Source organism: Oceanobacillus sp. FSL K6-0118, assembly GCF_038006665.1.
Classification (GTDB): Bacteria; Bacillota; Bacilli; order Bacillales; family Amphibacillaceae; genus Oceanobacillus; species Oceanobacillus caeni.
The window spans coordinates 705,348-719,148 of sequence record NZ_JBBOVR010000001.1 but is presented as its reverse complement, the minus strand read 5'-3'; the positions used below and the strand labels follow the sequence as shown (position 1 = coordinate 719,148).

24 protein-coding genes are annotated in these 13,801 nt (G+C 31.5%); 7 read left to right on the top strand and 17 right to left on the bottom strand.

The window, feature by feature from the left end:
* Positions 1 to 9 precede the first annotated feature (9 nt).
* On the bottom strand, positions 10 to 1,980 hold the full coding sequence (locus MHI02_RS03825) for a site-specific DNA-methyltransferase (protein ID WP_341165659.1): 1,971 nt from the start codon (positions 1,978 to 1,980) through the stop codon (positions 10 to 12).
* Between the two features lie 30 nt (positions 1,981 to 2,010).
* A complete protein-coding gene (locus MHI02_RS03820) occupies positions 2,011 to 2,625 on the bottom strand; it encodes a recombinase family protein (RefSeq protein ID WP_341165658.1) in 615 nt (204 codons plus the stop codon).
* Between the two features lie 217 nt (positions 2,626 to 2,842).
* On the opposite strand from MHI02_RS03820, the gene MHI02_RS03815 reads away from it, so the two are divergent.
* The 7 genes from MHI02_RS03815 (at position 2,843) to MHI02_RS03785 (ending at position 5,781) form a co-directional block, all read left to right on the top strand.
* Positions 2,843 to 3,022, top strand: coding sequence for a hypothetical protein (locus MHI02_RS03815; protein ID WP_341165657.1), 180 nt, complete (start codon positions 2,843 to 2,845; stop codon positions 3,020 to 3,022).
* A 94-nt stretch (positions 3,023 to 3,116) separates the two neighbouring features.
* A complete protein-coding gene (locus MHI02_RS03810; RefSeq protein WP_341165656.1) occupies positions 3,117 to 3,269 on the top strand; it encodes a hypothetical protein in 153 nt (50 codons plus the stop codon).
* Between the two features lie 214 nt (positions 3,270 to 3,483).
* Entirely contained in the window at positions 3,484 to 3,672 is a 189-nt protein-coding gene (locus MHI02_RS03805; RefSeq protein WP_341165655.1) for a DUF4177 domain-containing protein, read from the top strand.
* Between the two features lie 235 nt (positions 3,673 to 3,907).
* Complete coding sequence (locus MHI02_RS03800; RefSeq protein ID WP_173662408.1) at positions 3,908 to 4,216, top strand: hypothetical protein; 309 nt, start codon at positions 3,908 to 3,910, stop codon at positions 4,214 to 4,216.
* Between the two features lie 156 nt (positions 4,217 to 4,372).
* Complete coding sequence (locus MHI02_RS03795; RefSeq protein ID WP_206271139.1) at positions 4,373 to 4,591, top strand: hypothetical protein; 219 nt, start codon at positions 4,373 to 4,375, stop codon at positions 4,589 to 4,591.
* 120 nt (positions 4,592 to 4,711) lie between these two features.
* Complete coding sequence (locus tag MHI02_RS03790) at positions 4,712 to 5,194, top strand: HIT family protein (protein ID WP_339217104.1); 483 nt, start codon at positions 4,712 to 4,714, stop codon at positions 5,192 to 5,194.
* A gap of 155 nt (positions 5,195 to 5,349) precedes the next feature.
* Positions 5,350 to 5,781 (top strand): hypothetical protein, encoded by a 432-nt coding sequence (locus MHI02_RS03785; RefSeq protein WP_341165654.1) that lies wholly within the window; start codon positions 5,350 to 5,352, stop codon positions 5,779 to 5,781.
* Positions 5,782 to 6,012: 231 nt separating this feature from the next.
* Here the strand turns inward: MHI02_RS03785 and MHI02_RS03780 are convergent, their stop codons facing one another.
* The 15 genes from MHI02_RS03780 to MHI02_RS03710 all read right to left on the bottom strand — a co-directional run bounded on the left by MHI02_RS03780 (position 6,013) and on the right by MHI02_RS03710 (position 13,695).
* On the bottom strand, positions 6,013 to 6,327 hold the full coding sequence (locus tag MHI02_RS03780) for a hypothetical protein (protein ID WP_341165653.1): 315 nt from the start codon (positions 6,325 to 6,327) through the stop codon (positions 6,013 to 6,015).
* Positions 6,324 to 6,530: a helix-turn-helix transcriptional regulator gene (locus MHI02_RS03775; protein ID WP_341165652.1), complete on the bottom strand. Its 207-nt coding sequence runs from the start codon at positions 6,528 to 6,530 to the stop codon at positions 6,324 to 6,326. The genes MHI02_RS03780 and MHI02_RS03775 overlap by 4 nt, the downstream gene beginning before the upstream one ends.
* Before the next feature lie 298 nt (positions 6,531 to 6,828).
* On the bottom strand, positions 6,829 to 7,029 hold the full coding sequence (locus MHI02_RS03770; RefSeq protein WP_341165651.1) for a hypothetical protein: 201 nt from the start codon (positions 7,027 to 7,029) through the stop codon (positions 6,829 to 6,831).
* 86 nt (positions 7,030 to 7,115) lie between these two features.
* A complete protein-coding gene (locus tag MHI02_RS03765; RefSeq protein WP_341165650.1) occupies positions 7,116 to 7,268 on the bottom strand; it encodes a hypothetical protein in 153 nt (50 codons plus the stop codon).
* Between the two features lie 163 nt (positions 7,269 to 7,431).
* Positions 7,432 to 7,905, bottom strand: coding sequence for a sigma factor-like helix-turn-helix DNA-binding protein (locus MHI02_RS03760; RefSeq protein ID WP_341165649.1), 474 nt, complete (start codon positions 7,903 to 7,905; stop codon positions 7,432 to 7,434).
* A gap of 130 nt (positions 7,906 to 8,035) precedes the next feature.
* The gene (locus MHI02_RS03755; RefSeq protein WP_341165648.1) at positions 8,036 to 8,323 is read right to left on the bottom strand and encodes a hypothetical protein; all 288 of its coding nucleotides are present in this window, start codon (positions 8,321 to 8,323) and stop codon (positions 8,036 to 8,038) included.
* Positions 8,323 to 8,622 carry a DUF2089 family protein gene (locus tag MHI02_RS03750; protein WP_341165647.1) on the bottom strand — a complete coding sequence of 100 codons (300 nt, stop codon included), beginning with the start codon at positions 8,620 to 8,622 and terminating at the stop codon, positions 8,323 to 8,325. The genes MHI02_RS03755 and MHI02_RS03750 overlap by 1 nt, the downstream gene beginning before the upstream one ends.
* Positions 8,623 to 8,832: 210 nt before the next feature.
* Positions 8,833 to 9,288 carry a YrvL family regulatory protein gene (locus MHI02_RS03745; protein ID WP_341165646.1) on the bottom strand — a complete coding sequence of 152 codons (456 nt, stop codon included), beginning with the start codon at positions 9,286 to 9,288 and terminating at the stop codon, positions 8,833 to 8,835.
* Between the two features lie 102 nt (positions 9,289 to 9,390).
* On the bottom strand, positions 9,391 to 9,543 hold the full coding sequence (locus MHI02_RS03740) for a hypothetical protein (RefSeq protein WP_341165645.1): 153 nt from the start codon (positions 9,541 to 9,543) through the stop codon (positions 9,391 to 9,393).
* 408 nt (positions 9,544 to 9,951) lie between these two features.
* Positions 9,952 to 10,662: a plasmid mobilization protein gene (locus MHI02_RS03735; protein WP_341165644.1), complete on the bottom strand. Its 711-nt coding sequence runs from the start codon at positions 10,660 to 10,662 to the stop codon at positions 9,952 to 9,954.
* Positions 10,663 to 10,929: 267 nt separating this feature from the next.
* The gene (locus tag MHI02_RS03730; protein ID WP_057994670.1) at positions 10,930 to 11,118 is read right to left on the bottom strand and encodes a hypothetical protein; all 189 of its coding nucleotides are present in this window, start codon (positions 11,116 to 11,118) and stop codon (positions 10,930 to 10,932) included.
* Between the two features lie 31 nt (positions 11,119 to 11,149).
* A complete protein-coding gene (locus MHI02_RS03725; RefSeq protein ID WP_216884067.1) occupies positions 11,150 to 11,503 on the bottom strand; it encodes a hypothetical protein in 354 nt (117 codons plus the stop codon).
* Positions 11,500 to 11,790: a hypothetical protein gene (locus MHI02_RS03720; protein ID WP_216884068.1), complete on the bottom strand. Its 291-nt coding sequence runs from the start codon at positions 11,788 to 11,790 to the stop codon at positions 11,500 to 11,502. Before MHI02_RS03720 ends, MHI02_RS03725 begins: the two co-directional genes overlap by 4 nt.
* Complete coding sequence (locus MHI02_RS03715) at positions 11,791 to 12,666, bottom strand: VirB6/TrbL-like conjugal transfer protein, CD1112 family (protein ID WP_341165643.1); 876 nt, start codon at positions 12,664 to 12,666, stop codon at positions 11,791 to 11,793.
* Between the two features lie 486 nt (positions 12,667 to 13,152).
* Entirely contained in the window at positions 13,153 to 13,695 is a 543-nt protein-coding gene (locus tag MHI02_RS03710) for an ATP-binding protein (protein ID WP_341166097.1), read from the bottom strand.
* Positions 13,696 to 13,801 lie beyond the last annotated feature (106 nt).

Sequence of the window (13,801 nt, the reverse complement as noted above, 5' to 3'; positions counted from 1 at the left end):
TTGTCCACCTCAATATCGCTTAATTAAAGATACTTCAATACTTTTCTCTTCATATCTCAACTGTTTTAAATTCGTCTCTAATTGTGTCAGTATACTAAAATCTGTGAAGTTATAACCATAAATAACTACACTAGTAGGATTGAAGTTCTTCTCTTCGACTATTTTAGATAATAAGCTATCAATATGTTTTTGCGATAGGCCTTTATCTACCAGATAAAGGTAATCATGCACATAATAACCAGTATATCCCCCTAAATTGACTTCCTCTACTGTAGGAGTTAGTCCATGACCATCTTGATTCATCCAAGTTGTCAATATTGTTCCTTTATCGAATTCAACTTCAAATTCAGATGCTAATAAGTTGGGATTAAAATCTTTAATTTGATCAATAGTGCTTTCTTCCAACATTTTCGCATAGTAATGTTTAAAACCATAGTCAATGGCTACATTTGTACTTTGTTTTATTGCTTGTGCGGCACGACTAATCCTTTCCCGTCCAATTTCATCAATTGTTTTATAACCGTGCTTCTCTGCTACCGATCCTTTTTTAACCGGCTCATCTATTTGTACTAGGATATATTTGTAGTTACCCTCATTGTTTGCATTTAATTGCATAACTGAATGAGCTGTTGTACCCGATCCAGAGAAGAAATCCAATACAATATTTTCTTCACTACTTTGAGTTGTAGCTTTTATTAACAATGCTGTTAAATCAACATCTTTAGGGTTGGTAAAGATATCCTTTGCTCCTAACAATGTTGTTAATTGTTTTGATGCAACCCTTCCATCTCTGTATTTAATGCTGGTCAAACTTTGATATTCCGTATCCTTTAGATAGGTTTTATTATTAGGAATAGTCTCATGTGTTTTACCAAAATGCACTAAATTATCCTTTATCCTTTGCTTCATTGTGCCTTCAGGGTATCTCCAACCACTAGCTGGTTCTTTACAAACTTTACCTGTTATTGGGTGTACTACATCATATCTATACTGACCGTAATTTGGTCCAGAAATATCAGATGGAAAGTAAACCCCTCTTTCATCCATCCAAGAATAATGTTTACTTGAATATATTGGGTTTGATTCTGGAAACTGTTTATACCATTCCAGTGCCTCGGTATGGATTGCATCCCAGTCATCACCATGTTTTTCCTTAAAGCTCTCGAATGCTTTATAGATTTCTTCTATACCCTCTTTTTTTTCAGTCCAATTACCAGAGTTCTTTTTCTTATCTTTAACATAAAACAAGATATATTCGTGCTGCATTGATATGTAATCTTGATCATTTTTACTACTATTTTTCCAAATTATTTCACCTGCAAAATTTTCTTCTCCAAAAATGTCATCACAGAGAAATTTCAATTGTGAATGTTCGTTTTCATCAATGGAAATAAAGATTACTCCATCTTCTTTTAATACTTCCCTTGCCAAATATAGACGTGGGTACATAAACGTAAGCCAAGCACTGTGAGAAGATGATTTTGAAGAAGTCATATTTAAAATACGATCAGCTTCTTGTTCTTCAATACCTAAAGCATCCTGAAGCTCGTCTTTTGTGAACTTGAAGCTATCACTATAAGCAAAGTCATCACCGCCCGTATTATAAGGAGGGTCAATATAACAACATGCTACTCGATTTGTATAGGATTTCCGCAAATGCTTTAAGACATCTAAATTATCTCCTGTAATGTAGATATTCTCCGAAGTATTATTTATGTTTTTTGAATTGTGCTCAACATTTGGCACCAAGACTGTTTCGGTATCTATTGAATCAGCAATATATTTGGCGTAATTTTTCCCTAAGAAGTTCATTTCATATCCTTCAGAAGTAAAATCTATATCTTGGTTAATCTCCTTTTTGAACTTTTCAATATCTAGAGTTTCCCCTGAAAAGCAATTTGGGAAGTGCTCCTTTAAAATTGCGATTTTGTTATCATTCAACTTTACATTCCCATTATTATCCAATGCATCTTTAATCATAGTTGTTACCTCCGGCTATATCGTGATTAATTATCCTTTATCCATTTCAATTTCTCTTTTAATAGAATAAATAGTGTTTCTAGATAAACCTGTTTTACGATGAATATCCATCACACTTACCTTTTCGTTTAAACATCTAACTACTTCATCATATAAAACTTTATCCTTTCCTGTCGCCCCTTTATGGTATCTTTTTTTTCCACCTCGAAACTTACCCTGTTTTTTTGCAATTTCTATTCCTTCTTTTTGAGCAGTTTTAATTCGAGATCTTTCTTCTTCCACCATCCACGATAATAATGAAAGCACTAGATCCGATACTAACTGTCCAACACCTTCGATTTCTTTATACTTTCGTGTGTCCAAAATTGGCATATTTAATACTACAATATCAATTTCCTCTCTAACAAGAGCTTCCCACTCATCCTTTATCTCCTGCTTATTTCTCCCAAATCTACTTAAATCATGAACGACTAATACATCACCAAATCGCATTTTCGAACGCATTTCTTTATATACTGGCCTTTCAAAATTTTTACCAGATTGCTTCTCTTCATATATCCGATCACAGCCATACTCTTCTAATTCTTTTAGCTGTCTTGACAAATTTTGTTTTTTGGAGCTAACCCTTGCATAGCCAAAAATCAAATTTCTCACCTCTATGTAATGAACAAGTCTGTTTGAACATCTCTATATACCTATAATACTACATTTCTATTTGTTAGGACAGAGTTTACTCTAATTGAACAAATTTAGGTAAGTAATTCCAGATTTTGAGTTAACCATATGTTAAAATAAACGTAGATTGTGAAGAAACCTACTTAAAGTAACGGGGCAGGATAGTTTAACTAAGGGGGAGAGCGATATGGTTAAAAAAAGTTTAATACCTGCTTTGATATTTTTTATCGTATTTACTGCTAAGAATCTAATTTTCGATAAAAAAATCGAATGGGCATTTAACATTACAATTTTTATTGTGGTATTTTTTATTTATATTTTATGGGAATGGTCAAAAAGACCATATAATTGGAATAAAAACAAATGATAATATGAAAAACAAAATTCTTAAACATATTCAACTAACGGGTGCTTTAACAAGGGTATTATTATGGTAAAGTTGTTTTGGGGTGAGGTTAAAAATGAGTAAGAAGAAATATTATTTTTTTATGGTTCCATCTATGCTCATCGGGCTATTTTTAATATTTTATCTACCAGAAAACCAAAGTTTCTATGTGTATTTGATACCAATTGTTTTTGGAATAATTTATTATGTTTGGGTAAAAGACAAATAGGTTAGTTCCTTTACTATCGGATTGCGAGGCTACTTTATTAAAGTAATTGGTGCAATTGTTTAACAAGGTGATCTGAATGAGGTCGCCTTTTTTATGATTAAATTTTCGATTTAAATGTTTGAATATTATGTTAGTATTTAATTAGAAGTTATTAAGCTAACGGGGCAGGATAATGGAGTAAGTAATATTACATCTATAATTGGAGGTAGGAAAAATGTATGATTATAAATTTGTTGATATTCAAGTAAGTGGATTTAGTGGTAACCCAAAAGAAGATTATGAAGAAGTCATAAAAAAACATGCACAAGAGGGGTGGCGATTACATACATTTCAACCATTACCCTTTGGTGCTGGTGGTCAAGCATTAAAATTACAGCTTATTTTTGAAAAGATAATTAAATAATTATTGTTCATTAGTTTGCTTATTTAATTTATCAGCACACTGTTTTGTACTAAAAATAACAGGTGTGATTGTTGTAGTTCGACAGTCGCTTATTGTTATAAAGTGGTAATTTTGAAGTGATTCGAGGGATTTTATATGGAATTAATCATTGGAATAGCTATTTTACTAATGGGTGCGTTTTTGAAAGAAGAAATTAACATATATGTTACGGTCTGATGGTAAGGGGGGATTATATTTGAAAAGTATACTAATGACAACGTTGTTTATCGTAATAGTAATTTATAATATTCGTAAAAACAGAGAAATTTTAAAGCAGTTCACAAAACTTCAGATTATTGTTGTAGGAAGTTCCTATCTTATTGCAATATTTTTAGCCTTTATTTTAATATACTATGGCGGAAATTGGGTGGCGGGTCAAATTTCAAATATAATCCTTAAATATGTAGTTTTTATTGTAATCGTTCTTATAGCGTTATATTTATGTGTAGGCATTTTAAACAAAGTATTGCAAAAGATTACGAATGGGCTTCTTCCAAGGAACTAAAAGAAGTTGCTTATTGAGGTAACGGGTGCTTTAACACAATAAGAAGATCATCCATACGGCGGTCTTTTTTACGAACGGGACAGGATAGTGAAAGATTGAAACATTTTTCGAAGTTAATCGTATTTAACTATAACAAATAAAAGGAAGTGAAACTAAATGAGTGTTGTTACAAATCAAGGAGATTCAATAAATGTAGTGTTTGTTTTTCAAAGAGATGAACAAGTTGAAGAAGTGACACTTAATTCAGCACAATTAACGGCATTATTAAATTCAAAACAGGTTTGGATTGAAAAATTTAGTAGTAACTTAAAAATAGAAAACACTGTCTGGTCTTATGCGAATAATAATGTTTCTATGCAAATTTATTTGAAATAATTGTTGCTAAACAAGGGAATGTCAAATATTACACTTGAACTATCGGTACTATAGCTTAAGAGTTATTCTATAAATAATGGGACTTTTAATTTTTAGGAGATATGTAGGAGATGTAGAAAGATGATAAAAATAATGTCACATATGCCGAAAGGATACGTATGCCCATTCTGCCAAGTCATTTCAGGTTTGGATGTACCCGATAAAGGAACAAAACAAGATGATGTGATATTCAAAAATGATTATGTAACAGCTTTTATAGCTAGTAAATGGTGGCCAAACAATAAAGGACACGTTCTCGTTGTTCCTAATCAGCACTTCGAAAACATTTATGAACTCCCGCCAGAATATGCAGCTGAAATTCATCGAGCAGCACAACTTACAGCTTTCGCGATGAAAGACACATATAGTTGTGATGGTATTACTACTCGTCAGCATAATGAACCAGCCGGTAGCCAGGATGTCTGGCATTATCATCTCCACGTTTACCCTAGATACAAGAAAGATTTATTCTATCTGACAAAAGGATTTCAAACAAATCCTGATAAACGAGTAATTTATGCTGAAAAGCTGAGGACGTGGATAGAAAACCACCTACATAAATAGTTGCGTCCATATTGTTCAATTAGAGTTTCACAAAAGATGCTTCTTCTGCAACGGGTGCGTTAATCAAAGAAGGATTAACCACCTTTTTTGTTGAATTCTAAAAGAGGCAGAGATTTGAAGACAATGAATAGACTTGTATCTAAGGGGGGATTAGTGTGAATAAGAATACAATAATACTCATTATTTTACCAATATCCATAATTATTCTCGGTATAGTTTTAAATTTCCCAGAGTTATTGATGGGAAGTCCTGCATCAATTAAGAATCTAATCGTTACGATTGTGTTCTTCACTGTTTGGATATTAATATTGGGAATTTGTTTTAAAGCAATGAATCGGAAAATAATGCTGTGTTATTCAGCATTTTGGATTTTCACGCTGATTATCGCTACCTTAACGTTTTATATTAGGATTAGCGAGATTACCCTTCCTGAAGTAATACCTCTTATAACATTATTCTTAACTCAATGGTATGGGACTAATTATTTTGTAGATAGCCAGTTAACAACCTCGATTTGGGTATCTTTCATATCTTTAACAATGTTTATAGTTACCATTATTTCAAGTATAAAATGGAAACAAGTTTGAATACGGATGCGTGTTTAAAACTATCAGTCAATAGAAGCTCGAAATTATTTCACTAAACGGGTGCATTTAATTTGTATTTGGCATTTAATTCATGTATGAAATGGCAGTATATTTTCTGTATATTAAAGGACATTAAATATACTGCCTATGTATAAAAAGGTGCATATTTAAGGTCCGTTGATCATGGAGCTTATTCAATTAAAGCACCCGTTAGTGGAAAAAGGAAAACTACTAAGCACTCATCTTTTTATTATTTATTACTAAGAAAATAAAGTAGCTCACTACCAAAATAATTAAATAGAAAAGTTCTGGAAATACAAAGGTAGTATCAGACAAACCTTCATCATACAAATTAAATAAATCAAAAAGGAAATTTGTTAGTAAGAATAGAAATATGGTAGCCCAACTTTGAACGATGGATTTTTGTTTTATTAATTTCTTCCGTTCGTCATCATTCGGTCCCACTATGAATTCCTTACTCCCAGTAAAAAACCCAATGATAATTATAAATACAAGGACTATTACAAACGAAATTAAAAATTTCATTCTTTAACCCCCTTCCCACCGAAAAATAGTTCATCCACTGTAACACCTAAATTTTTTGCCAAATCAAAAGCTAATTGTAGAGTAGGATCATATTTGTTGTTCTCAATAGCATTAATTGTTTGCCTACTCACATTACATAATTCCGCTAATTTTCCTTGAGACAGAGTTTTCTTTTCTCTATACTCCTTAATTCTATTTTCCATCAAAATGCCTCCACATTTACAATGTGTAAAAAACCTTTTACACCCTTATGATATAAAAAGACAAATGGAGTGTCAAGTACCTTTTACACTCCATTTGTCTTTTTTAACTTTTTTCTCATATTGCTTCTTGCACTATACTGCCCCGTTAACACAATATCCTCTACCTCAAGACTAACATAATATTCCAATAATAAAACTCAATTTCTTAAAATCACAAAAAAGGCGACCCTATTAGGATCACCCTGTTAAACTATCGCACCCATTACTTTAAGTACCTATATTCACAATATATTTTAGTCTATTTATAATGTTGTTCTTCTTTTTTCACTCGTTTCCTATAAAATAAAATAAAGATGATTGCAATTAAAAAACCCGTAGTATAAACGATATCTTTAACTAAACTGCTAAAAGAAAAGGCAATTGAAAGCATTGAAAATATAAACAACAGGCCCATCAAAATAAATAATCCTGTACTTAATTTTTTAGATGAATTACTCAATATTATCCCTCCTGTTTGACATGAAACACCTTAACTTTATTGAACAATTGCATCCATTAAAAAAATAAAGCTATTCTTTTCTCGTGCTATTTTTTTACAGCATCCACAAATTGTTTGGCTTGTATCATTGTCATATCTTTTTCTTTTCTTAAATACTTTACAGTTTTAACTTCACCGATAGTTTTCACCTTTTCACGTACTAAAGCAATAAAATCATCACTAAAATCACTTAAATCCATTGTAAAAAACCCCCATTTCCTATTTATTATTCATACGGATTTGCTAATAAAAAAGTTTCGCTACCGCTACTATTCTTCGCTAAAAATAGGGTGCAATCTTCTTCTTTCAGAAAAGCACCCGTTAATGAAATCGTAAAGATAAAATAATAATTTTTAGAAGTTTTTAATTCACTCGTTTGCATAATGCTTCACGGCTACAATGAATTTTTCTTCTTACACTAGAAACAGGAAGTTGCGTTATATCACTGATTTCCTCCACTGAAAAACCAACTATATGTTTTAAAACAATAGCTAAACGATCATTTACTGCTAACTGTAAAATTTCTTTCTGAATTGACTTTGTAGATTCAGTCATCTCTATCTCCGAATAACCATTTATCGTTCTCTCTCGTAACCAGTCCAAAACTAAGGCTACGGTAATACGAAACAGCTTCAATGAGACTTTCTCAAAGTTGTAATCTCTTACTTTCATATAAACCTCTATAAATGCAGTCTGAGCTATTTCCTCAGCTTTATTTTGCTTTCCAATCATATAAAAGCAAATTTGGTACACTTGATGTTTGTAATATTCTAAAATATCAGAGTAAAGTTGTCCTCCATAGTGTTTCTTTTCTAATTTCATGTGCCTGTTGCCCATTTCATTACCTCATTAGAGTACATTTTTTCTAAGAATCTTTTATAGTTTATAATCACTTTAAACAGAAATGAGTTTCCGCCATAGATTTAAATAAACCACTGCATAAGTTTAACCGTTCTGTTTTGGTTAATTATTTGATATCATGAGACTTCATTTTATCTAATTCCTGTTTCCTCTTTTTCTGAAGAGCTTTCCGTCCCTCGTACCATCCTCCGAAGAGAAAGGCAAGCCCGACTAAAAGTATCAACACATAAGCGAGTAAATTTTCGTTTTCATTAAATAATATCCAAGTACGCCAAATAACGAAGACTAATGGAATAAGTGCACCCCAGTAAACGCTATCTCTGGTTGATAAGAAGTGTTGCACACCAAGTATTCCAGCAATAATAAAAACATCGTAAAATCCGAATCCAAACATTAATCTTCACCTCTTTCTTTTTTATATTTTTCTATAATTAGTTTTGCTTCCTCTAAATTAATACGATCATCAATTGAAAGCTGTTTAATGAATTTTATAAATTCCTCATTATCCGCAGCGTCATTCAATTTTATTTTTTCAATTAACCTATCCAGCTTGATTCTCACCGTCGGATAAGAAACCTCATAAATTTTTGCAATTTCTTTCAAAGACCCTGAATTCATTACGAATTTTTTAATAAATTCCACATCTTCCTCGTCCAAGGATAAAATCCAAGCTGGTACGTTTTTAATATCCATTTATGCTCTCACTCCTTTATATTCAAGTTTAGTTTAACATAAACATTGATAAAGTAAAGTTATTTTTTAATATTATTAAACTTTTATTAAAAAATATGTTTAACTTTTATAAAAAAACGATGATTGAGTACAGGAATAAGTATGTCATTCATTGCAATATATTTTAATCAAAAAAAGTACGACCCTTATTAAAGGATCGCACCCGTTTGTTTAAGATTCATTCTTTTTTTCTCTATCTTCAAAGGCCGTTTCGAATATAGTAAGTAAGATTGCAACGATAAGACCAGCTTGCAAGGATAATGTAATACTATCCATAAACACATCAACTATAAAAAGGCATAACCAATTTGTTAAAACTTGTATAATAAATTGGACAAATAAAGCCACAAATTTATCTGTTGTTTTTCCTGTTAGAATCTCAGATATTGGTTTAGAAAATAATTCAATAATTGAAGTCAAAATAAAGAAACTGACAACAAAAATAACCAACGACCAAAAAGATGTATATTCAGCACCAATTAATTCAAAAATACCTGCCATACCGAACAAGTAAATCCCTATAACAAAACTTAGTATCAAAATTACGAAAAGAGTTATTCCCAAAATCTTTCCTACCTTTTGTTTCATATCCATATCACGAAATGAACCTTTATTATCTTCAGACACATAAATAGAACTCTCCTTAATCTAAATCAGCAAAAATACAACGAATGAACCTTTGTTATAGAAAAGCACCCGTTCACAAAATATATCTACTCTTTTCTCGGACTATTCCTTTACAGAATCCACAAGTTGTTTGGCGGCTATCATTGTCATACCTTTTTCTTTTCTCAAATACTTTACAGTTTTTACTTCGCCAATAGTTTTCACTTTTTCACGTAATAAAACTATAAAATCATCACTAAAATCACTTAAATTCATTGTAAAACCTCCAATTTCCCTGTTAAATATTCATACGAATTTACTACTAAAAAGTTTCGCTAACTGCTCCGATTGTCAACATAAATTAAACGTCACTGTTGCACTAACCTGCCCCGTTAGTTGAATAAACTTTGAAAAAATTAATGTATAAAAATACCTCAATATACAATAAATCCATGCTCTGATTATACATTAACTCTAATAATTATACTGCCGAAACCTACATTTATTAAATGCCATATACAGCATTTAATTGAATTAGAAAATCTTAGAAATAGAAACTTTGTTATAAAAAACCTCGTTATGCCCAAAATGCAGAATCCATTTTGATCAATCTTTTTTCAAAATGGATTCTTATGTTTACAATAATATACGAGTTTGCGAGATTTTTAATCGAACTTTAGTTATCTAACCCATAATTTCATATTCATCTAAAATATCCTTCAACTCAAACCAGTCATCATCATCAAAAAAATTGTCTGCTTTCAATAATTTCATCTTTAACTTTTCCGCAAAGAAAAATATTTTATCCGCTAATTCTTTTAGTTGTTTTTCTTCCAAAAAATAAAGCGTATAACCATACATATATTCATAAACATAATCGGAGATCCCTTCCTCTTGTTCAGGGGAGTTTTCTATTGATTCACATATATAAATGATGTCCTCTCTAATCCGTTCATAAATTTCCTCTAATACTAATTTTTTAGGTATTTCAATTTCATGTTTTGATAGTTCAATTATCAATTTCTCTTTATCTTTTAATGTCATATTGCTACTTGAATATTTTTTCCTCAAACTCAATAAATGGTCATATTTCTTATTCAACTTTTCAATAATAATTTCTTGATTTCGTTTTATATTATCTAAATCATTTGCTGAATAAACACCGACAGTAAATATATGTCTAACTAAGTTGTTTATATTTTTTCCAATGTAATTTATTTCTTTTGCCAACTCCCGATAATGACTTAAATCTAATTCAAGCTTGAAATGATTTTCTGCACTATCAATCAGGAAAGCTGAAACGGTATTATAACCATATTCTTCTGCTTTATTGATGATAAATTCCTTCTCTTCTTCTGTTAAGGAAATCTTTAAAGATGTTTTAATCCTAGCCAATAAAAAACACCCCATTATTTATATTTTATTTCGAGCGATAAGCGACATTTTCGAGCGTAGCGACACTGAAGGTTTTAGGATTTAATCCTAACAAGTCGAAAACTTGTTTTCGGGGAGTGTGACCACACTCCCGTAGCTTGCCTGCCTGCCTGCCTGCCTGCCTGCCTGTCGCATTTACAATATTTATTTTGACTAGAACGATGTCACAATACACCCTCATTTTAAAGTTATAATCAGCATTTTTCGACAAAAAAGAGCAGTTAGAAACTACTCTTTATTTTTATCTTTTACTTCAACTACAACTGGTTGAGTATACTCACTTAAAAAGTTAAAAAAATCTTTATAAAGCTCTTCTTTATTTTCCGATTGTTGCGTTATATATTCAAAAAACATCATTAAATCTGTCGGATCCATCATCAACTTTGTTCTTTTCTTAATTGGCTCTTCTCGACTCAATTTTCTTCCTCCTGCTGTTTATCCTGTTGTTTTATTCTTTCGCTGGTGATAAAGTTAAATCACCAAATTTATCCCTTGTTTCTGCTGTACTTGCAGTAAACTTATATTCCTCGTTTTCTTTCTTAATTTCATAGCTGTATGTTTTATCTTCTTCAGTCAAGATTATTGTATTTCCATCTAGCTCGTAATGCATTCCCAGAGTAAAAAACCCCATTTGAAATGATACGGTATCCTGGGCAAATTCAGCTGTATAACTTTCTCCATTCGTAGCAACAACGTTCCATTTTTTTGACTGTAAATCTTCGGATAAACTTTCACCAGAAACACCATTTCCACATGCAACTAAAATCAAAAGTGAAAAAATAACTAAAAGTATTTTTCTCATGCTTTTTCCCTCCCCTTTACTTGTTTTCTTAAATTATCAAATAAAAATTTTAAAACTACTAAGATAAAATAAACAGCACTTATACCAATCATTATTTTTGCTAAAATATCTAATGTCACCATGAATAGTAACTGGTTATCTATTACTTGATTTTCTACGAAGCTTTCAATAGAACCAACATTTTGATTAACAATTACTAGATAAAAAATATAAAAGAGAATTGTCGTGGTAACTGTCGCAAGAAACCCTATGATAAAACGCTTATTATTCTCTAACCAGGTAATCATTTAAATCACTCCTAGAACTGATTTAGCTAAAGTATGTGTACGAGTTAACATCAATGCGAGAACTCCCATTGAAACCAACATTAGTAATATGCCGTAAACCGTAGCTCCTTCATCAATAATTAAAACACTTACCTTTTCAATTAATCCTGCATATACCACTAAGCAGATAATCATAAAGAAACCTTGAAGCATTAGAGCAACTAATTGTTTTAGATAATTTTGTCCGATTGATCCAACCCAATCACGATTCATTAGTGTTGCAAAAGGCAGTGGCGAAATTGAAATATAAAGCATGATCGTAATCATTCGACTCCAGGCAACAAGGTAGATAATACCTGCTATAAAAAAGGCAAATACCATTGCTATTAATGCCACAATCAGCAAAGTAAGTGCTGTACCTATTTCACCTTCTTCCAAACCATCTGTAATACCTGTTTGAAATATATCTGTTACAGAAAGACTTCCTACTGATATTTGATTAATCATCCATTGACTTAAATCGAAAAATGCTAGAGTTAAATCAAAACTGTTTGAGATTAATAAAATAATCACTGCTGCTTTGAAAATAAGGAAGAACACTTGCCCTGTATCAAATTCATTCCCTCTGTTCCTTTCTGTTAAGAGAATATATATCTCGTAACAGAAAACATAAGTTAGTATTAAGCCTGCAACGGGCATTACAGCCGTTTCTGATATGAGGCGTAGGGCTTCGACAAGCGTAGGCGAAAACTGTTCAGGAGTTTCAACAATTCCTGACTGCACATTATCAATGCTTTTTTCAAAAATATTAGCTGTCGTTCCTAACAATGAATTAATTGCACTGACAAGCATATTGAAGAAAAATTCTTGTACTCTTTCGACAAGAGAATCCCACATTCTACATCAACCCCTTTTTAGTATCACTAGTATCACTAACAAAATAAAAAGGTCAATTCTCTGTATAATCACCAGAAAATTGACCTTATTGACATATCACGTATCTTTTGTATCTTTTGTATCTGTCCTAACATGCTCATCTTTTCCTCCTATAAATAACACTACCTCTTAGCTTAGCCCACATACCAGTATATTTTACGGCACCGACACTTTATGAAATCTCTCAAAATCACTATCTACACATAGTACACTATATCACATTTCCACATCTTCCCGAACTCCTAATATGGTATAATACATAAGTCTCTTGACTGAAAATGAATGATGATATTGGACGTATCGTTTCTTTCTATTTTCCAATTAAAGAGAGACTGTCTTATTGTCGCTTCCGTTGGGACAAAACTGTCACCAACGGACTTTTTTGAATATGCATTGGCTTCTACTCTCCTTAACCGAATATTAACTGTGTAAAATACCATTAGCGGCTTATTTATCAGATTTAAATTCCCTCCTTCTGTAATCAGAACCATTCATTACAATTACATTCGTTCTTTCCATCATTCTAGAAAAATTTCGTTCACTCACATGATTCTTTAGCTCTCTACTGTTAAGATTCGTTGTGTAAATGGTTGATTTTCCAGCACGATCATCAAGTATCTCAAACAATTTTGAATTAGACCATGCGGTTCGTTGCTCAGCTCCTATGTCATCGAGTACTAGCAAATCCACTCGTTGTATAACCTGTAATAACTCCGCCTCAGTTATACCTTCTTTATTGTATGTCTGTTTAATTTTAGTCAACAATTTAGGTAGTGATAAGAATAAGCATTCGTATCCTTGTTCCATCAATTTTTTAGTAATAGAGACAGAGAGATGGCTTTTTCCAGTTCCATAACTTCCAGTAAATAAGAGATTTTGTTTTTTATCAAAAGAATCAATATAGGATAAAACCTTTTGTTTAGCCTCATGTAACCCAGCATTAATAGATTCGAAGTTTTCAAGTGTTGCTCGTTTTAGTGATTCGTTTATTAAAGAATAATAGTCAAAGTTTAACCTTAATTATTCATACTTCCATGTGCCTAAGTAAACAAGGTTCAAATTCTATATTTTTTCAAATTATAAATATAGTTAAGCC